A 21,633-nucleotide genomic window follows, 5' to 3' on the forward strand; every position below is an offset into this window, starting at 1 on the left:
GGGAGTCAGAGTTGCGAGAGATCGTGGCCGAGCTGCTGCAGCGCGCCGTCGATCCGCTTGTAGTACGTGAACTTGCCGACGCGGGTCGCCCGCACGAGCCCGGCATCCGCGAGGATGCGCATGTGGCGCGTGGTCGTGGCCGGCGCGATGCCGAGCTTCTCGGTGATGTACGTGCAGCACACGCCGAGCTCGTCGAAGTCGCCATGCGGCTGCGGCGGGAAATGCCTGCGCGGCTGCTTGAGCCAGCGCAGCACGGCCAGACGGCTTTCGTTGGCCAAAGCGCTGATGCGGGTGACGTCGTCCATGGGGTGCGGTTTCGTTTGACGTTTTGAATATTAGCTAAATGACGAAATGTGGGCAAATGGTTTGGCGGGGGATTTCAGCCGGCGATGCGATCGCAGCGAGACCGTCGCTGCAACGTGTGGCGACGCGTTACGCCGCCGTCAGCGCCTGCGTCAGCATGTCGATCAACGCGCGCACGCGCCGCGGCTGCGCCACACCACCTGGATAGACGATCTGCAAATCGACTTCACCCGGCGAGAAGTCGCGAAGGATCTCGATGAGCGCACCCGAAGTCAGATCCCGTTCGACGTCGACCAGCGACTTCAGCGCAATGCCATGCCCCGCGACGCACCACGCGCGCACGAGCGCGCCGTCGTTGGCCACACGCCGGCCGCGCACCATCACACGCTTCGGTTGTCCATCGATGCTGAACGGCCATTCGGCATAGAGCTCCTGCCCGAAACGCATCACGATGCAGTCGTGAGCAGCGAGATCGTCCGGATGCGTCGGCGTGCCGTGCGCGGCGAGATACGCGGGTGACGCGCACACCACGCGCCGTGCCCGGCCAAGCGAACGGCTGCGCAGCGAACTGTCGGCCAGCGTGCCGCGGCGGATCGCGAAATCGAGCCCCTGCCCGACGAGATCGACGTAACCGTCGCCGAGATGCAGGTCGACCGTCACGCCCGGATGCTCGGCCAGGAACGCATCGACGACAGGCACGACGCGCTCGCGCCCGAGATCGGCCGGCGCGCTCAGCCGCACGGGCCCCGACAGCGTCTGCACGCCCAGCCGCACGCGGCTCTCGAGTTCGTCGGCCTCGGCCAGCAGGCGCCGTGCGCCGTCAGCGAGCGTGCGCCCCTCGTCGGTCAGGCTGATCGCGCGCGTCGTGCGCGTGAGCAGCGCCGCGCCGTAGTGGCGCTCGAGCGCCGTCAGCCGCTCGGACACCGTGGCCGGCGACAGGCCGACCTCGCGGCCCGCCGCGGCCAGCCCGCCCTTCTCCACGATGCGCAGGAACAGCGCGAGGTTGTCGAGCAGCATTGTTCGCCTCTTCCGAAGGATATTTTCGCTATCTTCAGGATTATCAGGAAAAGCCGCAAACGGTACAGTGATCGCCTGACAAACGACACGCGGCCTCGCACCGCGCTCACGACGAAAGGAAGCGCACATGGAATACCGCACGCTCGGCCGCTCCGGCCTCAAGGTTCCCGTCCTGAGCTTCGGCGCAGGCACCTTCGGTGGCACCGGCCCGCTGTTCGGCGCATGGGGCAACACGGGCGTCGACGAAGCGCGCCGCCTCGTCGACATCTGCCTCGAAGCCGGCGTCAACCTGTTCGACACGGCCGACGTGTATTCCGACGGTGCGTCCGAGCGCGTGCTCGGCGCCGCAATCAAGGGCCGCCGCGACCAGGTGCTGATCTCGACGAAGACGGGCCTGCCGACCGGCGACGGCCCGAACGATACAGGCACGTCGCGCGCGCGGCTCGTGCGCGCCGTCGACGACGCGCTGCGCCGCCTCGACACCGACTACATCGACCTGCTGCAACTGCACGCGTTCGACGCGGGCACACCGGTCGAGGAAGTGATGTCGACGCTCGACGATCTCGTGCGCGCGGGCAAGCTGCGCTACATCGGCGTGTCGAACTTTGCCGGCTGGCAGATCATGAAGTCGCTCGCGGCGGCCGACCGGCACGGCTGGTCGCGCTACGTGGCGAACCAGGTCTACTATTCGCTCGTCGGCCGCGACTACGAATGGGACCTGATGCCGCTTGGCGCCGACCAGGGCCTCGGCGCGCTCGTATGGAGCCCGCTCGGCTGGGGCCGGCTCACCGGCAAGATCCGGCGCAATGCGCCGCTGCCCGAAGGCAGCCGCCTGCATGAAACGGCCAGCTACGGGCCGCCGGTCGACGACGAACGTTTGTACGACGTGGTCGATGCACTCGACGCGATCGCGGAAGAAACCGGCAAGACGGTGCCGCAGATCGCGCTGAACTGGCTGCTGCAGCGACCGACCGTGTCGTCGGTGATCATCGGCGCGCGCAACGAGGAACAGCTGCGGCAGAACCTCGGCGCGGTCGGCTGGGCGCTGACCGATGCGCAGGTCGCGAAACTCGACGCAGCGAGCGCGGTGGAAGCGCCTTATCCGTACTTCCCGTATCGCCGGCAGGCGGCGTTCGCGCAGCTCAATCCGCCGATGCGCGGGTAAGCAACCGCGCCGTACCCGTCGCTGCGGTCGAGGTCCGCTCGCCCATGTGCGACTGGTAAGGCCCAACACCGGTATTCGAGGAAGAGTCACGATTGCAGTCGGGCCGTCGGCGCATCCCGAAACGCGCTGCCGGCTCTTCGCGATCGCGTTGGCCGGATGCCCGGTCCCTGGCGGTGGCACCAGAAAGTGCGGTCGTCATGGGCCTACCCGTCGAGCCGCGAACTTCCTATCGTAGAGGCCTGCGACGTGCCCGCCGGATGGGCAACGCACCCTACCCTCATCGACAGGCTCGCGAACATGAACGTTACCGACACCGACCTGACCGTACGCACGGTCCGGGAAGACGACTACGACCAATGGCTGCCGCTGTGGGACGGCTACAACCGCTTTTACGGCCGCTTCGACACCACCGCGCTGCCGCTGTCCGTCACGCAGCTCACGTGGTCGCGCTTTTTCGACGGCTACGAACCCGTGCACGCGCTCGTCGCCGAACGCGACGGCCGGCTCGTCGGACTCGCGCATTTCCTGTACCACCGCAGCACGACGCACACGGGGCCGTCCTGTTACCTGCAGGATCTGTTCACGCTCGACAGCGAACGCGGCAAGGGCGTCGGCCGCGCGCTGATCGAGGCCGTGTACGACGCCGCACACCGGCATCGCGCCGAACGCGTGTACTGGCAGACGCACGAGACAAATCACACGGCGCGGCGGCTCTACGACACAGTCGCGGATCGAACAGGCGGGGTGGTGTACAGGAAGGCGCTGCCGCGCTGAGCGTGGCGGGCCGGGCGCTCATCCCAGCGGCCGCGCCTTGATCCACAGAAACAGCGGCACGCGCGCCCACTGCTTCAGCTGATCCGTATCGGCATGATCGGGCGGCGGCTCGCGCAGCGACGCGATCGCGAACCCGGCCGCCTCCAGCGCTTCCATGTACGCCTGCAGCGGCAACGACCACCCCGCGAAATGCATCGACAGCCCGTCGCGCGTTTCCACGCCGTCGAAATGCTCGCGCCCGAAATAGCTGCCCTTCAGCACGAACGGCGCATCGGGTTGCGGCCCCGCGAAGCCGCCGCGATCGCGGAACGGATGCACGAGCGAGATGAACAGCGTCCCGTCCGGCTTCAATACGCGGCGCGCCTCGTTCAACGCGCGCTGCATGTCGTCGAGATCCATCAGCACGTTGTACGCCATCACGAGATCGAAGCTGGCCGCGTCGAACGGCAGCGCCGCCGCGTCGGCCAGTTGATAGCGATGCGCGGAATCGGCGTGGCGTGCCGCGTCGAGCATCGCGGGCACCGCGTCGCTCGCGGTCACGTCGTAGCCGAGCGCCTTCAGCTCGCGGCTCACGCGGCCTTCGCCGCAACCGATCTCCAGCGCGAGGCCGGTGCCGCGGCCAATGTAGGCCGCAAGCCCCGCACGGTATTTCCAGAACGCATCGTGCCCCGGCTTGCCGGCCCAGCCAATCCATTGGTCGGCGACCTGCATCCAGTGTTCGGTAATGGCTTTCGTGTCGGTCATGTCCGCTTCCGCCCGGTATTCGTCGTTGCCCAGGATGCGGATGGTAAGCCGAAGCGGCGAACGGCGTGGGCCGGCTACGGCATTGGGCCGGTTTCCGTTTCCGGCCGCAACGTCCTACAGTTACGAGAAACAACCCGCGCCGCCGCGTATCGCCCCCTCGACGATGCGCACCCGATTCCGAGGAAAGTCCATGCCGAGCATCCTGGCCGCTCAAGCCAACCTCCCCCCGAGCCCTGTCGCGGCGGAAACACGCATGGTGCACGACGTGGCGACGCTGAAACCGTCCGACTACCATTCGGCGGATGGTGCATCGTGGGTCATCTCGACCGTCACGCCCGCCAAGGACAGCGGAACGAACGTCACCGGCACGACGTATTTCGACACCGCAAAAGGCCAGACCGTCGCGGTACCCGATGCGCGCCGCCGCTATGCGAACCGCGGCACGTGGCAGGTCGTCGCGAGTTCGAGCCCCGCCGTGCCCGCGACGGGCCGCTATGACTGGCTGACGCTGTCGTGGCTGCCGATCAACCGGCGGCCGCTGCCGCAAACGCCCGAACACCTGTATTCGCCGTTCATTCGCGGCGGCACGATCGTCTATCGGTGGAATCCGGCGGCGGAAGGCGGCGAGCAGTTCGGCAACGTGCGGATGATCTTTCCGGAATGGACGCAGCAGGTGGCCGCTGCGTTGCGGTCCGCGCCGGGTGCGGCGCCGGATGGCGCGTCGGCCGCACCACCCGCGCTCGATCGCCTGACGGCGGACACGAATCCGATGACCGCCGTGCTCGACTTCGGCGACGCGCTGCGTGAAGAACCGGTCGAGCGGATCGTCGCGCGGCTGCCCGCGTTGCTGCGGGTGAAGGACCTGCATGAACTGTCGGCAATCGTGTTCCTGTGCCTGTCCGGATCGCGCGCCGAAGACCGGCCGCGCTTCGCCGAGACGATCAACGGCGCGATCGCGTCAACCGACGACCACGCACGCCTGCTCGCCATCGCGTACGGCGCGTTCGCGGCCGGCCGGTCGCGGCCCTATCCGTTCAACGATGCGGGACAGACGGCGCGCATCAACGACGTATTCGGCGCGTTGAAGCAGCGGACGGCGGCGCTCGGCGTGCCGGTCGGGGAAGGGTCGCCGTGGTACGAGTTCTTTACCGCGTATCGGCTGGGTGGTGCGGTATCTGCCAACCGACAGTAATCGCACGCAATGGGTCGCCGCCGCGACCGCAAAGGCCGGTCTCCAACACCTGTCGTCCGACACCACGCAGTGCCGCCGCCATGCATCGGCGCTAAGCACCACGATGCATAAACACCGAATCGAATTTCGATCCATTCGACTATCTGGATCGGATCGCGTCATGTTAGATTCCGGCCCGGCCACAGAGCCAATTCAAATAACCCCAATCAAAAGACCAAACCATGCAATCTCTTTTCCGTCATGCCGCGCTGGCACTGGTGACGATCGGCTTCCTGTCGGGCTGCGCCAGCAGCGTGACACGCGATGCCGGCAATCCGGCGGGGGCCGACGTGACCGCATCGACGACCCAATTCGGTACGAAACCCGTGATCGTCAAGGTCACGCTCGACAATGCTGCGCAGGAGGCGTTGAAAGACAACCTGAAGTTCGACGCCAAAAAGCTGCAGGAGAAAATCGAAAGCGCGCTGGACGCACGCAAGCTTCTGGCAAAGGCGGATTCAACCGATGCGATGCACCTGAATGTCGAAGTCACCGGTATTCGCGTGCGGTCGAGTTTCTCTGCCGTCATGTTCGGCTTCATGGCCGGCAGCGATTACATCGACGGCGCCGTCACGTTTGCCGATGCCGACAATCATCCGGTCGACCACTTCAAGGTGTCGGCGTCGTATGCGCTCGGTGGTATCGCCGGTGTCGACAGCATCCGCATGGACTGGCTGTACGAGAAATTCACCGAGAAGACGCTCGCGACGCTCGATCCGGCGACCGCGGCGCAGCAGGCCACCGCCGCATCGGCAGCGTCCAAGAAACTGTAAGGCCCGATGCCCGACGGAACGCGGATGCGCGGCCCGTCGGGCCATGGCGGCAGACCCCATGCCGCCGCCAACGAGCAGCCTCGCCGGTCGACAACCAACATCATGCGATGCGCGAGTGAATGCCCCGCGCTCGCATCTGGCAGCATTCCTGTTCCGTTGGTCCGGCCGACTGGCATCGGCGCGCGGCCGCGCCCACCGGCCGCCACTAGGCATTCACCCCCGCTCGCACGACGATAAAAAAGCGGCCGCTCGCGAGAGGAGCGGCCGTCAAAGAACGTTCCCGGTTCGGGATACCGGGTGACACCACATCTCACCGGCATGCATCTTGTTGATGAGCGAAATGCCGCTGGCCATCAGGTCGGTCTGATTCGCTGCCCATCCACATGAACATCACGCAGTCCTGATCCACGCGCGTTCGCCGAATCCGCAATACGCCGTTACGTTCTCGAAGGGAACCCCCATACGTGGCAACCGGTCGAATCGCCGACATCACCGTCGACGGTTTCATCGCCGCGGCGGACAATCCCCTCTCCTGCCCCGCTCGTTCACGTCCAACCATTCCCTTTCATGCTGAGCCTCGGTCCCTTCTCGATCCGCGTCGTCGCGGTCGCTGCCGCCGCGCTGCTGGCGTGGCTCGTCGCGCGTGTCATCCAGCGCCGCCCGCCTGACGGACATCACAAGACGGCATCGAGCCTGATCCTCGACGTGCTGCTGCTCGGGCTGGTCGCCGCGCGCGTCGGCTATATCGCGCAGTGGTGGAGCGACTATGCGGCATCGCCGCGCTCGATCGTCGCGCTCGGCGACGGCGGCTTCGACTGGCGCATCGGTCTGGCGGCCGCCCTGGTGTTCGCGGGCTGGCGCCTGCGCCGCTTGCCCGCGCTGCGGCGGCCGGTACTGGCCGGCATCGTCGCGGGCCTCGGTGCGTGGGGTATCGCGCAAGGCACGCTGGCGACACTGCAGCAGAGCGCGCCGCCGCTGGCCGCAATGGAACTCCAGGCGCTCGATGCAACGCCCGTGCTGCCGGCAAGCTTCGTCGGCAAGCCGGTCGTCGTGAACCTGTGGGCGACATGGTGCCCGCCGTGCCAGCGCGAGATGCCGATTCTCGAACAGGCACAGCGCGACCATCCGGGCATCACCGTGCTGATGCTCAACCAGGGCGAAAATGCACAGGTCGTGCGCGCGTTCCTCGAACAAAAGGGCCTGCGCTTCGATCACGTGCTGCTCGACCCGTCGCTGCACACGATGCATGCGTACGGGTCGCGCGGGCTGCCGACGACGCTGTTCTTCAATGCGAAAGGCGACCTCGTCGAGTCGCACATGGGCGAGCTGACCGCCGCGCGACTGAAGGACGCCGTCGCGCAACGCTTCGGGCAGTAACGCGCGCCGGCGGACGGGAGGCGGCGCGATGCCGCCTCATCACATCCGCCCTTCGACTACCGCCAGCCGGGCAGGCAAGTGCACCAGCAGCGCATCGACCGCTGCGCGGACTTTCAGCGGGAGATGCAGCGTGTAAGGCCATACCGCCTGGATCGGATAGATCACGCCCGGCCGATCGGCCAGCAACTCGCGCAACGCGCCGCTGTGCAACGCATCGCGCGCCAGCCAGTACGGCAGCCACGCCACGCCGAGATCGGCCAGCGCGGCATCCATCAACGCGCGCAGGTCGTCCGACAGCAGCCGAACAGCGGGCTGCAGTTCCACGCGCTGACCGTCGACGATGACGGGCCAGCGATGCACCTGGCCAAAGCGCGTGTAGGCCAGCGCCTTGTGCTGTTCCAGTGCTTCATGGGTTCGCGGTTCGCCGTAACGGCTCAGGTAAGCCGGAGATGCGCAGAACGCCATCCGGTGCTCGCCGAGCGGACGCGCGACCAGCCCGCTGCTGTTCGGCAACGTGCCGATGCGCACCGCGAGATCGAAACGCTCTTCGACGAGATCGACAGACCGGTCGCTGAACGACAGGTCCAGATCGAGATCGGGGTGCGCCTTCGCCAGTTCGATCAGGATCGGCGCGAGGCACAGATGACCGAACAGCGTCGGCATCGACACGCGCAGCCGCCCTTTCATCTGCCATTTGCCGGTTTCGAGCAGTGCCTCGCCGGCCTGGATCTCGTCCATCGCGCGTAGGCAATGCTCGTAGAACAGCGCCCCTTCGTCGGTCAGGCTCTGGCTGCGCGTCGTGCGCTGAAACAGCACGACACCCAGCCGCTCCTCGAGGCGCGCGATGCTCTTGCCGACCGCCGAACGCGTGATGTGCAGCTTCTCGGCCGCCTGCACGAAGCTGCTCGCTTCCACCGCGGCGACGAACACGTCGATGCCTTTCAGGTTGTTTCGCATGCAATTGAGGACAATTACGCTACACAATGCGTCGATCTTATCGCTTTTGGCGATAAAAAGTGAATGATAGGATCGATTCCAGTCCTCAACATTCGCAATGGAGCACGCCCCCATGGCCCGGATCCTCGCCCTCAAATCCAGCATCAACGGCAGCCAGTCGCAAACCGGTACGCTGATCGACACGTTCCTCGCGCAGCGCCAGGCCAACGGCCACACGGATGAAGTAAGCGTGCGTGACCTCGTCGGCGACGACCTGCCGATACTCGACAGCGAGCTGTTTCACGCACTGCGCGGCGCGGAGAATCCCAGCGAACGCGCGCAACAGGCGATCGCGTTGTCCGACAAGCTGATCGCCGAACTCAAGAGCAGCGACCTGCTGCTGATCGGCGCGCCGATGTACAACCACAACGTGCCGACGCAGTTGAAGAACTGGTTCGACCTCGTCGCGCGTGCACGCGTGACGTTCCGCTACACGGAGACCTATCCGATGGGCCTCGTCGAAGGCGTCAGCGCGATCGTATTCAGCGCGCGCGGCGGCGTGCACGTCGGCCAGGCGACGGATGCCGTCACGCCATACCTGCGCGCCGTGCTCGGCCTGATGGGTATCAATGAAGTGGAATTCGTCTATGCCGAAGGGCTCGACATGAAGCCGCACGGCTTCAATGCCGGGCTGGAGCATGCGCGCCAGCGGATGGAAGCGCTGCTCGCGTAAGTCGACGCGTGCCTGCCACGTATGTGCAGCGCGGGTACGCGTGACGCAGCGTCACGCATCGATCGACGTCGAGAAAGGTCAGATGCTGCGCTGATTGACCCGCAGCGACAGCGCCTCCGCAGTCTCTTTGCGTTCGCTGTACCGATCGACGAGGTAGGGACCGACATCGCGCGTCAGCAGCGTGAACTTCACCAGTTCTTCCATCACGTCCACCACGCGATCGAAATACGCCGACGGCTTCATCCGCCCCGCTTCGTCGAATTCCATGAACGCCTTCGCCACCGACGACTGGTTCGGGATGGTCAGCATGCGCATCCAGCGCCCGAGCACGCGCATCTGGTTCACCGCGTTGAACGACTGCGAGCCGCCGCTCACCTGCATCACCGCGAGCGTCTTGCCCTGCGTCGGCCGCACGGCGCCGACCGACAACGGAATCCAGTCGATCTGCGATTTCATGATGCCGGTCATCGCGCCGTGCCGTTCCGGCGAACACCACACCATTCCTTCCGACCACATCACCTGCTCGCGAAGCTCGACGACCTTCGGATGACTGTCCGGTGCGTCATCGGGCAGCGGCAGGCCGCTCGGATTGAACACGCGCACGTCGGCCCCCATCGCCGTGAGCAGGCGCCCGGCTTCCTCGACCAGCAGACGGCTGAACGAACGCTCGCGCAGCGAGCCGTAAAGAAGCAGGAGCCGGGGCGGATGAGTCGAGGGCGTCGCAGGCCGCAATCGAGCGGCGTCCGGCACGCGGAACAGGTCGCCGTCGAGTTGCGGCAAATCGTTCAGGTAGTCAGTCATGGGTGAGTTCTCCGATGTTCTCAGGTCCGGCACTCGTACCAGCCCTTCGACTGATTGACGATGCGCACGACCAGCAACATCACCGGCACCTCGATCAGTACGCCGACGACCGTGGCCAGCGCCGCGCCGGAATGAAAGCCGAACAGGCTGATCGCGGCTGCGACGGCCAGCTCGAAGAAGTTGGATGCGCCGATCAGCGCCGACGGACACGCTACGTTGTGTTGCTCGCCGACCGCACGATTGAGCCAGTAGGCCAATGCCGAATTGAAGAACACCTGAATCAGGATCGGCACCGCGAGCAGCGCGATCACCAGCGGCTGCTTCAGGATCGCTTCGCCCTGGAACGCGAACAGCAACACGAGCGTGGCCAACAGCGCAGCGATCGACCACGGGCCAATCTTCGCCATCGCGGCATCGAAGGCAGCCGGCCCCTTTGCAAGCAAACGCCTGCGCCAGAGTTGCGCGAGGATCACCGGGATGACGATGTACAGCACGACCGACGTGAGCAGCGTCGCCCAAGGCACCGTGATCGCCGACATACCGAGCAGCAGACCGACCAGCGGCGCGAACGCGACCACCATGATGCTGTCGTTCAATGCGACCTGCGAAAGCGTGAACAGCGGATCGCCCCCCGTCAGCCGGCTCCATACGAATACCATCGCCGTGCATGGCGCGGCCGCCAGCAGGATCAACCCGGCGATGTAGCTGTCGAGCTGGTCCGCCGGCAGCATCGGTGCAAACAGATGGCGGATGAACAGCCAGCCGAGGAATGCCATCGAGAACGGCTTGACGAGCCAGTTCACGACGAGCGTGACGCCGATGCCTTTCACGTGCCGGCGCACCTCGTGCAACGCACCGAAGTCGACCTTGACGAGCATCGGGATGATCATCACCCAGATCAACAGCCCGACCGGCAAATTGACTTGCGCATATTCCATCCGGCCGATCTGCTGGAACAGGGCCGGCAGTGCCTGGCCAAGCGCAATGCCGGCGACGATGCACAGCGCAACCCAGGCGGTCAGGTAGCGCTCGAAGAAATTGATGGCGGGCTTCGCGACAGCCTTGCCCGGCGGGGCGACGTTGGAGGTATTCATGGCGTGGGCGTCGGTGTTGAAGTCGCGCGTGGCGGCTCGATGCTTCGAGCCGCCACGCATGCGATCAGTTTTGCGAGATGGCGGTCAGCGCCGTCTGCAGTTCGGCATTGCTCATGCGATCAACGGGCAGCGCCAGCAACTGCAGCATCCGGTAACCGATCGCCTGACGCGTGAGCTCGAACGCGAGGCGCTTGCCTTCGTCCCCCCCTGTCGCATTCGACGGATCGGCGTAGCCCCAATGGATTTTCACGGGACTGCCGGGCCAGTACGGGCAGGTTTCCGCCGCCGCGCCATCGCACACCGTGATGACGATGCGCATTTCAGGCGCGCCGTCGCCGACGAATTCGTCCCAGCTCTTGCTGCGGTAGCCGTCGACGTCGACACCCGCGTTCGTCAACGCCTCCAGCGCGAACGGATTGAGTCGCCCGCTCGGCGCACTGCCGGCGCTGTACGCCCGCACGTCCTTGCCGAGCTTCGCGGCCCAATGGTTCAGCATCCCTTCCGACAACACGCTTCGTGCCGAGTTATGGGTGCAGAGGATCAGTACGTTGGTCGTCATGAATGGGGGCGCGCGTGCGCTTCACGGTTGACGGGCGCGAGCCGTTCCACCGGCCGGCGAACAAACGGACACGGGCGAGCATGGATTGCCGCCGCAGCAGTTCTCCGTGAGATAGCCGAGCAACCCGTTCATCGTATCGAAGTTTGCGCAATAGATCACAAAGCGCCCTTCCTGCCGGCTGGTAACGAGTTGGGCGTGCGCCAGCTCTTTCAGGTGGAAGGAAAGCGACGACGGCGGCACATCGAGCAGCGTGGCGATCTGGCCAGCCGGCAAGCCTTCCGGCCCCGCCTGCACGAGCGTGCGGAACACGGCAAGCCGGGATTCATGCGCGAGCGCCGCGAGCGCGGCAACGGTCTGTTTCGTTTCCATATTTCCATGATAGTCGAAATATTGAAATATGTGAAGCAGGCGTGATGGCGAGCAATGCGCGTGAGGCGCCGGCTCGACGCCCTGTCGGCATCCGGTTCTTCTCGATGCAATCCGCCCGAGACGTTGCCCGTGCCGGGAACGGATTGCGATGATCCATTCGAAACCGGATTGCGCGATGTACGCCCCGAACATTGGGGTGGGATGCCCGACGTATCGGAATCAGCCATCGCCGCGCCTCGCGCGACTGCCCGATTCAGGCCGCCCGGCGCATACGTCGTATTGCTTCGCGTCCGCACCGGTGGCGAAGGGCCGTTGTCCGATCCGTTCGGTACGTTGTGCTTCGATCGCACCGAAGACACACGCCACGCCGGGCGCCCTCGGAGCTGCGACGTTGTCCTGTTCGAATTCGATCTGCCAGCCGCATCGTGGTGGCCGGCGCTCGGGTTCGACCGCATCGAGCCGATCGGTTTGGCACGAACGGTTACGGACAATTCTTCACAGTTTCCACAACTGATCGGCGTATCTCGTTTGCACGATGACCAAGCTCGCATCGAACATCGCGCCCCCCGTGCCGGCAACGCCGGATCTCAACGTGCCGAACCTTGACAGCACAACGCTCTCACGCGTGTCGCGCGTGCTGCCGGCTCTACCGGCGAACGCGCATGAACGGCATGTACATCGTTGCAGAGACGATCGCGCCCTGCATCGTCCACATGGCCAAAGTTAGGAAAACGCATCTTTCCATAACCCGCCCCAATCGCGACTACGCTACAGTGGCTGTGCGTTTTCGCGAGGATGCATGGCCATCGAGCGTGTCATGTATGCGATGGCCTGGCCGACAAAAATCCGTCGTGTAAACGAGCGCGGCGCGCGGGTGCACGAACACCCACGCGCCGCTGACCACAACCGACTCACAGCAGGAGTTAGCCATGGCTGACGCGAATCATAGCGCAACCGTTCTGTTCCCCAATCGTTTCGTCATGCCCCACGCGGCGTTTGAACATCGCCGCACCAATCCGCACCTCCGACTCACCGACATGGCGCCGCCCGAGCGGTATCTATCGATGAAGCTGTCCGGCCGTTGGATCGAGGCAGCGGGTTTCGATCCGGGGCAGCGCCTGAGAATCGAGGTATCGCACAGGCGTCTGGTGATCACGCCAATCGACGAAAGCGACTGCGATTCTTTCGAGCGCGAACGATTCCCCGAGCCCGGTCCCGCGACGGCAAACCAGCAGCAACCGCTTTCGCCGACAACGGGAAATGCACGATGAATCGCAACGCCCCGCACCAACCTGCCGACGACGTGCCGGCCGATTTCGATTTCTATGACGTCGGTGAATTGGCGGCCAAGTCCGCGCTCGTGCTGAAGCTCAATGCACTGATCGCGTCGCGCGGCCTGAGCGACGACGAGGCTGCCGCGCTCACGGAAATGGTCCGGCCGGTGGTGACTCCGGAGCAGCGCGACACGCTCCGGAGCGTGTCGCTGGATCAACTGATGCTCACGTTGGTGGCGTTTGGGCAGCAAGTGGAAATCGTCGTGCGACCGGCCGGACACTCGGCTTCGGCAGGTATCACGGTTTCAGTCTGACGGCCGACGCCGCGCTTCCTCGAGGTCGGTCAATCACGCGTCCGAAAGCTGGTACGCATCTCGCGGCACTCGCGTGCGCGCAACAAGACACTGCCCGAAACCGGGCAGTGCATCGCACGATGCGATGGCGTCGAATACGAGGTATCGCGCCCCCTCCACCGTCACCCCTTCCTCTTCCCCTTCAACACGAACGCCGCCGCCGTACACCCGATCATCGCGATCCCGGCAATCAGGAACGCATCGCTGTACGCCATCAGCAGCGCCTCGCGCATCACGCGCTGGTTCACGAGCCCGAGCGCGAGCTCGTGCACGCCGGAGATCGATCCGCCCGGCAGTACGTCCACACGCGGGGCATGCACGCGTGCGAGCAGCCGCGCGAGCATCGCCATGCGTTCCTGGAATGCTTCGGAGAACGGCGTGACCGCCTCGCCGATGCGCATCGCGTGCAGCTTCTGCCGTTCGACGACGAGCTGGCTCATCACCGCGATGCCGATCGCGCCGCCGACGTTGCGGACCATGTTGAACACGCCGGAAGCTGAGCCGAGCTGCGCCTTCTCGATCCCGTCGACGGCCATCACGGCCAGCGCGATCACGACGAACGACTGCCCGATCCCGCGCACGATCAGCGACGGGACGATCACGTTCGATGCGGCGTCGGCGTCGAGGTGGATGTTCATCAGGCACCCGGCCGCGACCAGCACGAAACCGAGCACGATCGTCGTGCGCGGGCTCGTGCGGCGCATCAGCGGCGGCGTGAGGAACGACATCGCGAACTGCACGAGCCCGTACGGAATCATCGCGAGGCCGATGTCGCGCGCGCTGTAGCCGTGCAGTTCCGCGAAGTAGTTCGGCACGAGGAACACCACGCCGAACACGACCGCGCCAAACAGGAACTGCATCAGGCTCGCGATACCGAAGTTGTAGCGACCCAGCAGGCGCAGGTTGATGAACGGCTCCTTGCACCGCAGCTCGATCGCAACGAACGCGGCCAGCCCCGCCGCCGCGACGAGCGACAGCTCGACGATCAGGCCCGACGCGAACCAGTCCTTGCGCCCACCCTCCTCCAGCACGATCTGCAGCGCGCTCAAGCCGACCGCCATCGTCGCGATCCCGAACCAGTCGGCCCGTCTGAGCATTCCAAGCTGCACGGGCACCGGCCGGATCGCCCAGCCGATCGCCGCGACCAGCGCAATCGCCGGCGGAATCTGCAGGTAGAAGATCCAGCGCCACGAATACACGTCGGTCAGCCAGCCGCCGATCGACGGCCCGGCCGCCTGCGCGACGTTGTTCGCGATCGCGAACAGCGCCATCCCGAGCGGGTGCTTCGACGGCGGCAGCTCGGTGATGATCAACTGGAACGACAGCGGAATCAGCACGCCGCCGAATGCGCCCTGCAGCGCACGCGCGGCGATCATCGTCGAGATGCTCGGCGCGACCGAGCACGCGAGCGAAAACGCGAGGAAGCCGGACGCCCCGACCAGCAGCACGCGCCGCGCGGAAAACACCTGCACGAGCCAGCCGGTAAGCGGAATCACGACGATCTCGGCGACCAGGTACGCGGTGGTGATCCACGAGCCTTCCTCGAAGCTCGCGCCGAGCGAGCCGCGGATGTCGGGCAGCGACGCATTGGTCACGTGCACGTTCATGCCTGCCATGAAGCAGCCGAACACGCCACCGAGCACCGCGACCCACGCGCGCAGCGAAACGGTCTCGTCGTGCGCAGCCTGCGCAGTCGTATCCGTCACGAGCCGGCCCCCTGCGTGCCGCGCGTGTCGACGCGCGCGATCACCGACATCCCGGGCCGCAGCACGACGCCGGCCGGCGGCACATCGACGCGGATCTTCACCGGAATGCGCTGCACGATCTTCGTGAAGTTGCCGGTCGCATTGTCGGGCGGCAGCAGCGCGAACTGGGCGCCGGAACCCGGCGCGAGGCCGATCACGCGGCCGTGCAGCGTGCGGCCCGCATAGGTGTCGACGTCGATCTCGACCGGCTGGCCGTCGCGCATCGCGCCCAGCTGCGTTTCCTTGAAGTTCGCGACGACGTACACGTCGCTCAGCGGTACCACCGCGAGCAGCGGCATCCCCACTTCGACGTACTGGCCCGAGCGCACCGCGCGCTGGCCGACACTGCCGTCGCGCGTCGCACGGATCACCGTGTGGTCGAGATCGAGCTGTGCGAGTGCCAGCTTCGCCTGGGCGGCTGCACGCCGCGCACGCGCCTGCGCGATCGCCGCGGTGCTCTGCTCGCGACGGCGCTGCAGCACGGTCTGCTGGTCGGTCTGCACGCGCACGGCCGCGCCCGCGCGGGCCAGCTCGGCGCGCGCCTTCAGCGCGTCCGCGTGCGCCTGCTCCCAGCGCTGTCCGCTCGCTGCCGATTCGGCGAGCAGTTGCTTGTAGCGCGTCGCATCGGCGTCGCGTCGCGCGGCTTCGGCGCGTGCGGCGGCCGCGTCGGCGTCGGCCTGCGCGATCTGGCTGCGCTGCTGGCCGACCTGCGCGTCGAGCGTCGCGGCCGCCGCCTGCTCGGCCTGCAGCGTCGCATCGGCCGCCGCGACGGCCGCCTGCGCATCGTCGACTTTCGCGCGATAGTCGCGGTCGTCGAGCCGCACGAGCACGTCGCCGCGCTTCACCGGCTGGTTGTCGTCGACGGTGACCTGCACGACGTAACCCGATACGCGCGAACTGACGGTCACGACGTCGGCGCGGACATACGCGTCGTCGGTGCCCTCGATGAAACGGCCGACGGTCCACCAGTGCGAGCCGGACACGGCAAGCGCGATGACGGCGAGCACGACGCCCGCGGCAATCAGTTGGCGCCGGGAGAATCGGGCGGTTTTGGCTTTTTCGGGTATGGCAGTCGTGCTCATGATCGGAATGATGAGTGGGCGTGCAAGAGAACGGACGGGGGTGCAGCGAATGCGGCGGGCTACGGTTGCCAGCCGCCTCCGAGCGCCTTGAATACGGCGACCTGGTCGAGCGAGACCTGCTGCGTCGACTCGGCCAGCGCCGAATCGACCGCAACGAGGCTGCGCTGCGCATCGAGCACGCCGAGGAAATCGAGTGCGCCGGCCTCGTAGTTCAGCTCGGCGAGGCGATAGGCGCGCGCATGCTCGGCGCGCGCGGTTTCGAGCGCGGCGCGGCGGCGCCAAGCGGCGCCGTACCGCGCGAGCGCCTGCTCGGTTTCCTTCAGCGCGCGCAGCACCTGCGCATCGAATTGAGTTCGGGCGAGCGTGTCGTCGGCGCGCGCCTGCGCGAGTCGCGCGCGGCTCGCCGCCAGGTTCGGAAACCGCCACGTGATCAGCGGTCCGACACCCCATGCGATCGCGTACTTGTCGCCGAGCGTCGACGGGTCGCTGCCGGTCGACAGCCAGTTCACCGAGCCGCCGAGCGAGATCGACGGATACAGCTCGGCCGTCGCCACGCCGATCCGCGCATTCGCGGCAGCCAGCTGGCGCTCGCTTTCGCGCAGGTCGGGGCGGCGGCGCAGCAGCGACGCGCCATCGCCGACCGGGAACGGCCGCGCGAGCACCGGCGCCGTGCGGCAATGCGCGGCGGCATCGGGCAACGCGCCGGGCGCACGCCCGGTCAGCACCGCGAGTTCGTACAGCGCCGCGCGACGCGAGCCGACGAGTGCGGGCAGATCGGCGCGCGTGTCGCCGGCGAACGCGCGCGAGCGCGCCACCTCGAGGTCGGACACGAGCCCGTGGGCGCGCTGCTTCGCCGTCAGCGCGGCCAGCCGGTCCGCGATCCCGACCGATTGTTGGGCCACGTCGATCCGCTCGCCGTATGCGCACACCTGCGCATAGGCGGCCGTCGTTTCGGCAGCCACCACGACGCGCATCGCATCGGATGCGGCCTGCACGGCATCGGCATCGGCGCGCGCAGCGTCGACCAGATGGCGCACGCGGCCCCACAGATCGACTTCCCACGACAGCGAGAACGACGGCGCGAAGCCCCCGCGCGTATGCGCATCGGTGCCCTTGGCCGCCGCGACGATCTGGTCGGGCGCGTGTTTGCCGTAGTCGACGCCGAACCCGGCCGTCGTGTCGGGCAGCCGCGCGGCGCCGGCCTCGTCGAACACCGCACGCGCACGCTCGACCCGCGCGGCGGCGGCCGCGAGATCGCGGTTCTGCGCGAGCGCGTCGCGCACGAGGCCGTCGAGCACGGGATCGTCGTAGAGCCGCCACCAGCGCGCGGGCGGTTCGCCGGCGGCCGCGACCGGCACGTCGGACACCGCGTCGAACGGTCCGATGCGCGCCGCATCGGGTGCGGGCGGCCGGTACGGCGCACCGACCGAACACGCGGTGAGCATCGCCGCGCTCAGCAACACAACAGCAACGGACGAACGAAGAAAAACCGGAGGCAATAACGAGGCGCGCATCGTGCAATGGCAATCGAACAAAAACGATGGGCCTATGGTAATTTCGACCCGGTCGGTCGATCTCGCGCGTAAAGCGCATTCGTCGTCGAGAAAAGGACACGTGGATCAATTCTTCAGCGCGCTCGAGCGCAAGGACAAGCACAAGCAGATTGCCGCCGTCGCGTCGGACGCAGCGGCCGGCATCGCCTATCCGCCGCATTCGCATCGGCATGGCCAGCTGATTCACGCGATTTCCGGCGTGATGCTCGTGCATGCGGACGCCGGCAGCTGGGTCGTGCCGACGGGCCGCGCGGTCTGGGTGCCGGGCGGCACGCGGCACGAGATCCGCATGGCCGGTGACGTGCAGATGCGCACGGTGTTCGTTGCGCAGGAAGTGCGGCCGAGCCTGCCGCGCGAATGCCGCGTGATCGAGGTCGGCACGCTGCTGCGCGAGCTGATCGTGACCGCATGCGAACTGCCGGCCGACTACGACCTCGCGCATCGCGCGGGCCGCGTGCTCGCACTGATCCTCGATGAAATCGAGATCGCGCCGCTGCTGTCGCTGCATGTGCCGATGCCGCGCCATCCGGCGCTCGCTGCGCTGTGTACGCAGCTGATCAGCGACCCAGCGACGGCCGTCACGCTGCAGTCGTGGGCGCGCGACGCGCACATGAACGAGCGCACGCTCGCGCGCACGTTCAAGCGCGAAACGGGGATGACGCACGGCGCGTGGTGCCGCCATGCGCGGCTGCTGCTGAGCCTGCCGCGCCTCGCGGCCGGCACGCCGATCCTCGAACTCGCACTCGAACACGGCTACGACAGCCCGAGCGCATTCGCGGCGATGTTCCGCAAGGCACTCGGCGTCCCGCCGAGCGAATACTTCCGGCGGCGCTGAGCCGGACTGTCCGTTTCGCGACGATCGATCGCTGGCGGGCGCGCGCGGCGCGCCGGGCCGCTCGCTACAGTAGCGGCATCGCACCACACACGCGCCACGCCGATGGATCTGATTCAAAGCATGCAGGTCTTCGTCACACTCGCCGACGCGGGGACCTTCACCGAGACCGGCAAGCGGCTCGACCTCACGACCGCGTACGTGAGCCGCACGATCGCGGCACTCGAAACGCATCTCGGCATCCGGCTGCTGAACCGCACGACGCGCTCGATGTGCCTGACCGAAGCCGGCGAACGCTACCTCGCGCGCGCACGCGACATCACGCTCGCCGTCGCCGCGAGCGAACGCGAGGCCCGCGGCGCGCAACGGCATCCGCACGGCCGGCTGCGCGCGCACTGCAGCGCGAGCATCGCAAACCGCTTCGTGATTCCGCTCGTTGCGCGGTTCCAGGCGCGCTATCCGGACGTCAGCGTCGACCTGACGCTCGCGCCGCAGGTGCCGGACCTGATCCGCGGCAGCTACGACGTCGCGGTGATCGCGATGCCGAGCCTGCCGAGTTCCGACCAGGTCGCGATCGACGTCGGCAGGATCCGCAGCGTGCTGTGCGCCTCGCCCGCGTATGTCGCACGCTACGGGATGCCTGACTCGCCGCGCGCCCTCGCACGGCATCGCTGCGTGCAACTGGTCGCGCCCGCGTACCCGGCGCGCGAATGGACGCTGACGAACGGCACTGCTTCGGAGACGATCGCGTTCGAACCGGCCATGACGACCGATATCGCGGCTTCGCTGGCGATCGCGGTAACGGAAGGGGCGGGCGTCGGCCTGCTGCCGGATTTCGTCGTGGATGACGCGCTGCGTTCGGGTGCGCTGCTGCGCGTGCTGCCCGACTATCGCGCGGACGACGTGAGGGTGTTTCTGGCGTATCCGTCGCGCCAGCTTCTCGATGCGAAAACGCGCGCGTGGGTGAACTTCATGAAGAAAGCGCTGCACGACTCGCTTGCCGGATCGTGCAGCAGCAGCGACACAGCGACCGGCGAGGCCGCCGCGCCGGAGCACCCCGGCGCGGCCACCCCGGCTCCGCTTACGCGACGGCCTTCACCGCGGCCCGTGCGCCAAAAAACGTCGCCTGCACGGCCTCGTCCGCACGGGCATACGCGCGGTTGACGCCGCTGATCACCGCACGAATCGACGCGGTCGTCAGGTTCGCGTCGACGCCGACACCGAATGCGCTGCCGCGCACGCCGGAACCGGCCAGCTCGGCGATCGCGATCGCCTTCGCGTCGGCGCCCTGCGACAGCGCGCGTTCCTCGTAATGCTGGATCCGCAACGGCGTGTGGAGCGCATGCATCAGTGCGTCGAGCGGGCCGTTGCCTTCGCCGCGCAGCACGCGGCGCTCGCCGTGCACGTCGACGGTCAGCACGATCGACTCGCGGCCGTCGCGTTCGGTCAGCTCGTGGCCGACATAGCGCAGCGGCGCATCGCCTTCGACGTACTCCTGCTGGAACAGCGACCAGATCTGCACACTCGTCACCTCTTGCCCGCTGTCGTCGGTCAGGCGCTGCACGGCTGCGCTGAAATCGACCTGCATGCGGCGCGGCAACGCGACGCCGTAACCCTGTTCGAGCAGGTACGCGATGCCGCCCTTGCCCGACTGGCTGTTCACGCGAATGATCGAATCGTAGGTGCGGCCGAGATCGCTCGGATCGATCGGCAGGTACGGCATTTCCCATACGGCGTCGGCACGCTGCACCGCGAAGCCCTTCTTGATCGCGTCCTGGTGCGAACCGGAGAACGCGGTGAACACGAGGTCACCGACATACGGATGACGCGGGTGGATCGGCAACTGCGTGCACGCCTCGGACGTGCGCGCGACTTCGTTGATCTGCGAGAAATCGAGGCCCGGATCGACGCCCTGCGTGTACAGGTTCAGCGCGAGCGTAACGAGATCGACGTTACCCGTGCGTTCGCCGTTGCCGAACAGGCAGCCTTCGATGCGGTCCGCGCCGGCCATCACCGCGAGCTCGGCCGCCGCAACCGCGGTGCCGCGATCGTTGTGCGGATGCACGGACAGGATCAGCGAATCGCGACGCGCAAGGTTCCGGTGCATCCACTCGATCTGGTCCGCGTAGAAGTTCGGTGTGCCGACTTCGACGGTCGCCGGCAGGTTCACGATCGACTTGCGTTCGGGCGTCGGCTGCCACACGTCGAACACGGCGTCGCAGACTTCCTTCGCGAAATCGAGCTCGGTCGCCGTGAAGGTTTCGGGGCTGTATTGCAGCGTGAACTGCGTATCGGTCGCCGCGTCGGCGAAGCGCTTGATCGTGCGCGCCGCGTTCACTGCGAGCTGCTTCACGCCGTCGCGCTCGAGGCCGAACACGATCTTGCGGAATTCCGGCGCCGTTGCGTTGTACAGGTGCACGATCGCGCGCTTCGCGCCGCGCAGCGATGCGAAGGTCCGCTCGATCAGGTCGTCGCGCGCCTGCGTCAGCACCTCGATCGTCACGTCGTCGGGGATGTGGCCGCCTTCGATCAATTCACGCACGAAGTTGAAATCGGTCTCCGACGCGGACGGAAACGCGACCTCGATCTCCTTGAAACCGATCGCAACCAGCGTCTTGAACATCCGCATCTTGCGCGCGGCGTCCATCGGCTCGAACAGCGCCTGGTTGCCGTCGCGCAGGTCGGTGCTCATCCAGATCGGCGCCTGCGTGATCGTGCGCGACGGCCACGTGCGGTTCGGCAAGTTGACGGGCGTAAACGGGCGGTACTTCGTCGCGGGGTTCTTCAGCATCATGGTGTTCGGTCCTCGGTCGGTTTGTCGGGAAACCGCGTCGCGGCGGCCATCGGCGGGAGTGGCCGGCTGCGCGCGCAGCGGTGACAGCGATGAAACGGCACAACGGCAAAGCGGTACGGCGAAC

The 21,633-nt window shown here is 66.7% G+C and carries 23 protein-coding genes; 11 read left to right on the forward strand and 12 right to left on the reverse strand.

What is annotated here, in order from left to right:
* Positions 1-5: 5 nt before the first annotated feature.
* Together ACWMMN_RS31010 and ACWMMN_RS31015 are read right to left on the reverse strand one after the other, a co-directional pair.
* Positions 6-305, reverse strand: a complete 300-nt coding sequence (locus tag ACWMMN_RS31010; RefSeq protein WP_059237896.1) for an ArsR/SmtB family transcription factor — start codon at positions 303-305, stop codon at positions 6-8.
* Positions 306-432: 127 nt separating this feature from the next.
* The gene (locus tag ACWMMN_RS31015; RefSeq protein WP_486423604.1) at positions 433-1,320 is read right to left on the reverse strand and encodes a LysR family transcriptional regulator; all 888 of its coding nucleotides are present in this window, start codon (positions 1,318-1,320) and stop codon (positions 433-435) included.
* Between the two features lie 127 nt (positions 1,321-1,447).
* Here ACWMMN_RS31015 and ACWMMN_RS31020 point away from each other — a divergent pair, with 127 nt between their 5' ends.
* Both ACWMMN_RS31020 and ACWMMN_RS31025 read left to right on the forward strand, forming a co-directional pair.
* On the forward strand, positions 1,448-2,485 hold the full coding sequence (locus tag ACWMMN_RS31020) for an aldo/keto reductase (protein WP_059237898.1): 1,038 nt from the start codon (positions 1,448-1,450) through the stop codon (positions 2,483-2,485).
* A gap of 297 nt (positions 2,486-2,782) precedes the next feature.
* Positions 2,783-3,259, forward strand: coding sequence for a GNAT family N-acetyltransferase (locus ACWMMN_RS31025; protein WP_486423605.1), 477 nt, complete (start codon positions 2,783-2,785; stop codon positions 3,257-3,259).
* An 18-nt stretch (positions 3,260-3,277) separates the two neighbouring features.
* Here ACWMMN_RS31025 and ACWMMN_RS31030 read toward each other — a convergent pair whose 3' ends face one another.
* The gene (locus tag ACWMMN_RS31030; RefSeq protein WP_059237900.1) at positions 3,278-4,003 is read right to left on the reverse strand and encodes a class I SAM-dependent methyltransferase; all 726 of its coding nucleotides are present in this window, start codon (positions 4,001-4,003) and stop codon (positions 3,278-3,280) included.
* A gap of 190 nt (positions 4,004-4,193) precedes the next feature.
* Between ACWMMN_RS31030 and ACWMMN_RS31035 the strand changes: the two genes are divergently transcribed.
* The 3 genes from ACWMMN_RS31035 to ACWMMN_RS31045 all read left to right on the forward strand — a co-directional run bounded on the left by ACWMMN_RS31035 (position 4,194) and on the right by ACWMMN_RS31045 (position 7,384).
* Positions 4,194-5,195: a hypothetical protein gene (locus tag ACWMMN_RS31035; protein WP_256086909.1), complete on the forward strand. Its 1,002-nt coding sequence runs from the start codon at positions 4,194-4,196 to the stop codon at positions 5,193-5,195.
* A 221-nt stretch (positions 5,196-5,416) separates the two neighbouring features.
* Positions 5,417-6,007 carry a DUF4410 domain-containing protein gene (locus ACWMMN_RS31040; RefSeq protein WP_059237902.1) on the forward strand — a complete coding sequence of 197 codons (591 nt, stop codon included), beginning with the start codon at positions 5,417-5,419 and terminating at the stop codon, positions 6,005-6,007.
* A 567-nt stretch (positions 6,008-6,574) separates the two neighbouring features.
* A complete protein-coding gene (locus ACWMMN_RS31045) occupies positions 6,575-7,384 on the forward strand; it encodes a TlpA family protein disulfide reductase (protein WP_059237903.1) in 810 nt (269 codons plus the stop codon).
* A gap of 39 nt (positions 7,385-7,423) precedes the next feature.
* Here ACWMMN_RS31045 and ACWMMN_RS31050 read toward each other — a convergent pair whose 3' ends face one another.
* Complete coding sequence (locus ACWMMN_RS31050; protein ID WP_486423606.1) at positions 7,424-8,341, reverse strand: LysR family transcriptional regulator; 918 nt, start codon at positions 8,339-8,341, stop codon at positions 7,424-7,426.
* A 112-nt stretch (positions 8,342-8,453) separates the two neighbouring features.
* Here ACWMMN_RS31050 and ACWMMN_RS31055 point away from each other — a divergent pair, with 112 nt between their 5' ends.
* The gene (locus tag ACWMMN_RS31055) at positions 8,454-9,053 is read left to right on the forward strand and encodes an FMN-dependent NADH-azoreductase (protein ID WP_059237905.1); all 600 of its coding nucleotides are present in this window, start codon (positions 8,454-8,456) and stop codon (positions 9,051-9,053) included.
* 78 nt (positions 9,054-9,131) lie between these two features.
* On the opposite strand, the gene arsH is transcribed toward ACWMMN_RS31055, so the two are convergent.
* From arsH to ACWMMN_RS31075, 4 genes are all read right to left on the reverse strand, one after another.
* Complete coding sequence (arsH, locus tag ACWMMN_RS31060) at positions 9,132-9,854, reverse strand: arsenical resistance protein ArsH (RefSeq protein ID WP_340625462.1); 723 nt, start codon at positions 9,852-9,854, stop codon at positions 9,132-9,134.
* Positions 9,855-9,874: 20 nt separating this feature from the next.
* On the reverse strand, positions 9,875-10,948 hold the full coding sequence (gene arsB, locus ACWMMN_RS31065) for an ACR3 family arsenite efflux transporter (protein ID WP_486423607.1): 1,074 nt from the start codon (positions 10,946-10,948) through the stop codon (positions 9,875-9,877).
* Positions 10,949-11,012: 64 nt separating this feature from the next.
* Positions 11,013-11,507: an arsenate reductase ArsC gene (locus ACWMMN_RS31070; RefSeq protein ID WP_059237907.1), complete on the reverse strand. Its 495-nt coding sequence runs from the start codon at positions 11,505-11,507 to the stop codon at positions 11,013-11,015.
* Between the two features lie 21 nt (positions 11,508-11,528).
* Positions 11,529-11,876 carry an ArsR/SmtB family transcription factor gene (locus ACWMMN_RS31075; protein WP_174992677.1) on the reverse strand — a complete coding sequence of 116 codons (348 nt, stop codon included), beginning with the start codon at positions 11,874-11,876 and terminating at the stop codon, positions 11,529-11,531.
* 312 nt (positions 11,877-12,188) lie between these two features.
* On the opposite strand from ACWMMN_RS31075, the gene ACWMMN_RS31080 reads away from it, so the two are divergent.
* From ACWMMN_RS31080 to ACWMMN_RS31090, 3 genes are all read left to right on the forward strand, one after another.
* The gene (locus ACWMMN_RS31080; RefSeq protein WP_486423608.1) at positions 12,189-12,482 is read left to right on the forward strand and encodes a hypothetical protein; all 294 of its coding nucleotides are present in this window, start codon (positions 12,189-12,191) and stop codon (positions 12,480-12,482) included.
* Between the two features lie 323 nt (positions 12,483-12,805).
* A complete protein-coding gene (locus tag ACWMMN_RS31085) occupies positions 12,806-13,147 on the forward strand; it encodes a SymE family type I addiction module toxin (RefSeq protein ID WP_486423609.1) in 342 nt (113 codons plus the stop codon).
* Positions 13,144-13,464: a helix-turn-helix domain-containing protein gene (locus ACWMMN_RS31090; RefSeq protein WP_486423610.1), complete on the forward strand. Its 321-nt coding sequence runs from the start codon at positions 13,144-13,146 to the stop codon at positions 13,462-13,464. The genes ACWMMN_RS31085 and ACWMMN_RS31090 overlap by 4 nt, the downstream gene beginning before the upstream one ends.
* A 161-nt stretch (positions 13,465-13,625) precedes the next feature.
* Here the strand turns inward: ACWMMN_RS31090 and ACWMMN_RS31095 are convergent, their stop codons facing one another.
* The 3 genes from ACWMMN_RS31095 to ACWMMN_RS31105 are packed head-to-tail and all read right to left on the reverse strand — an operon-like array spanning position 13,626 to position 17,775.
* On the reverse strand, positions 13,626-15,209 hold the full coding sequence (locus ACWMMN_RS31095) for an MDR family MFS transporter (RefSeq protein ID WP_059237911.1): 1,584 nt from the start codon (positions 15,207-15,209) through the stop codon (positions 13,626-13,628).
* Entirely contained in the window at positions 15,206-16,330 is a 1,125-nt protein-coding gene (locus tag ACWMMN_RS31100) for an HlyD family secretion protein (protein ID WP_059237912.1), read from the reverse strand. The genes ACWMMN_RS31095 and ACWMMN_RS31100 overlap by 4 nt, the downstream gene beginning before the upstream one ends.
* Before the next feature lie 59 nt (positions 16,331-16,389).
* Entirely contained in the window at positions 16,390-17,775 is a 1,386-nt protein-coding gene (locus ACWMMN_RS31105) for an efflux transporter outer membrane subunit (RefSeq protein ID WP_226196159.1), read from the reverse strand.
* A gap of 169 nt (positions 17,776-17,944) precedes the next feature.
* Between ACWMMN_RS31105 and ACWMMN_RS31110 the strand changes: the two genes are divergently transcribed.
* Together ACWMMN_RS31110 and ACWMMN_RS31115 are read left to right on the forward strand one after the other, a co-directional pair.
* Complete coding sequence (locus ACWMMN_RS31110; RefSeq protein WP_081051962.1) at positions 17,945-18,718, forward strand: AraC family transcriptional regulator; 774 nt, start codon at positions 17,945-17,947, stop codon at positions 18,716-18,718.
* Between the two features lie 102 nt (positions 18,719-18,820).
* Positions 18,821-19,879 carry a LysR family transcriptional regulator gene (locus tag ACWMMN_RS31115; RefSeq protein WP_486423611.1) on the forward strand — a complete coding sequence of 353 codons (1,059 nt, stop codon included), beginning with the start codon at positions 18,821-18,823 and terminating at the stop codon, positions 19,877-19,879.
* Here ACWMMN_RS31115 and leuA read toward each other — a convergent pair.
* Complete coding sequence (gene leuA, locus ACWMMN_RS31120) at positions 19,797-21,506, reverse strand: 2-isopropylmalate synthase (protein WP_486424112.1); 1,710 nt, start codon at positions 21,504-21,506, stop codon at positions 19,797-19,799. The two genes, ACWMMN_RS31115 and leuA, sit on opposite strands and share 83 nt — an antisense overlap.
* Positions 21,507-21,633: the final 127 nt, after the last annotated feature.

Source organism: Burkholderia cepacia complex sp. TUM26381, from assembly GCF_057439935.1.

Coding starts and splice junctions, on each gene's coding strand:
- ACWMMN_RS31115 (WP_486423611.1), top strand. CDS start 18,821: ATGGATCTGATTCAAAGCATGCAGGTCTTCGTCACACTCGCCGACGCG.
- ACWMMN_RS31040 (WP_059237902.1), top strand. CDS start 5,417: ATGCAATCTCTTTTCCGTCATGCCGCGCTGGCACTGGTGACGATCGGC.
- ACWMMN_RS31055 (WP_059237905.1), top strand. CDS start 8,454: ATGGCCCGGATCCTCGCCCTCAAATCCAGCATCAACGGCAGCCAGTCG.
- ACWMMN_RS31045 (WP_059237903.1), top strand. CDS start 6,575: ATGCTGAGCCTCGGTCCCTTCTCGATCCGCGTCGTCGCGGTCGCTGCC.
- ACWMMN_RS31050 (WP_486423606.1), bottom strand. CDS start 8,341: ATGCGAAACAACCTGAAAGGCATCGACGTGTTCGTCGCCGCGGTGGAA.
- arsB (WP_486423607.1), bottom strand. CDS start 10,948: ATGAATACCTCCAACGTCGCCCCGCCGGGCAAGGCTGTCGCGAAGCCC.
- leuA (WP_486424112.1), bottom strand. CDS start 21,506: ATGCTGAAGAACCCCGCGACGAAGTACCGCCCGTTTACGCCCGTCAAC.
- ACWMMN_RS31035 (WP_256086909.1), top strand. CDS start 4,194: ATGCCGAGCATCCTGGCCGCTCAAGCCAACCTCCCCCCGAGCCCTGTC.
- ACWMMN_RS31100 (WP_059237912.1), bottom strand. CDS start 16,330: ATGAGCACGACTGCCATACCCGAAAAAGCCAAAACCGCCCGATTCTCC.
- ACWMMN_RS31075 (WP_174992677.1), bottom strand. CDS start 11,876: ATGGAAACGAAACAGACCGTTGCCGCGCTCGCGGCGCTCGCGCATGAA.
- ACWMMN_RS31070 (WP_059237907.1), bottom strand. CDS start 11,507: ATGACGACCAACGTACTGATCCTCTGCACCCATAACTCGGCACGAAGC.
- arsH (WP_340625462.1), bottom strand. CDS start 9,854: ATGACTGACTACCTGAACGATTTGCCGCAACTCGACGGCGACCTGTTC.
- ACWMMN_RS31010 (WP_059237896.1), bottom strand. CDS start 305: ATGGACGACGTCACCCGCATCAGCGCTTTGGCCAACGAAAGCCGTCTG.
- ACWMMN_RS31085 (WP_486423609.1), top strand. CDS start 12,806: ATGGCTGACGCGAATCATAGCGCAACCGTTCTGTTCCCCAATCGTTTC.
- ACWMMN_RS31025 (WP_486423605.1), top strand. CDS start 2,783: ATGAACGTTACCGACACCGACCTGACCGTACGCACGGTCCGGGAAGAC.
- ACWMMN_RS31105 (WP_226196159.1), bottom strand. CDS start 17,775: ATGCTCACCGCGTGTTCGGTCGGTGCGCCGTACCGGCCGCCCGCACCC.
- ACWMMN_RS31020 (WP_059237898.1), top strand. CDS start 1,448: ATGGAATACCGCACGCTCGGCCGCTCCGGCCTCAAGGTTCCCGTCCTG.
- ACWMMN_RS31015 (WP_486423604.1), bottom strand. CDS start 1,320: ATGCTGCTCGACAACCTCGCGCTGTTCCTGCGCATCGTGGAGAAGGGC.
- ACWMMN_RS31090 (WP_486423610.1), top strand. CDS start 13,144: ATGAATCGCAACGCCCCGCACCAACCTGCCGACGACGTGCCGGCCGAT.
- ACWMMN_RS31030 (WP_059237900.1), bottom strand. CDS start 4,003: ATGACCGACACGAAAGCCATTACCGAACACTGGATGCAGGTCGCCGAC.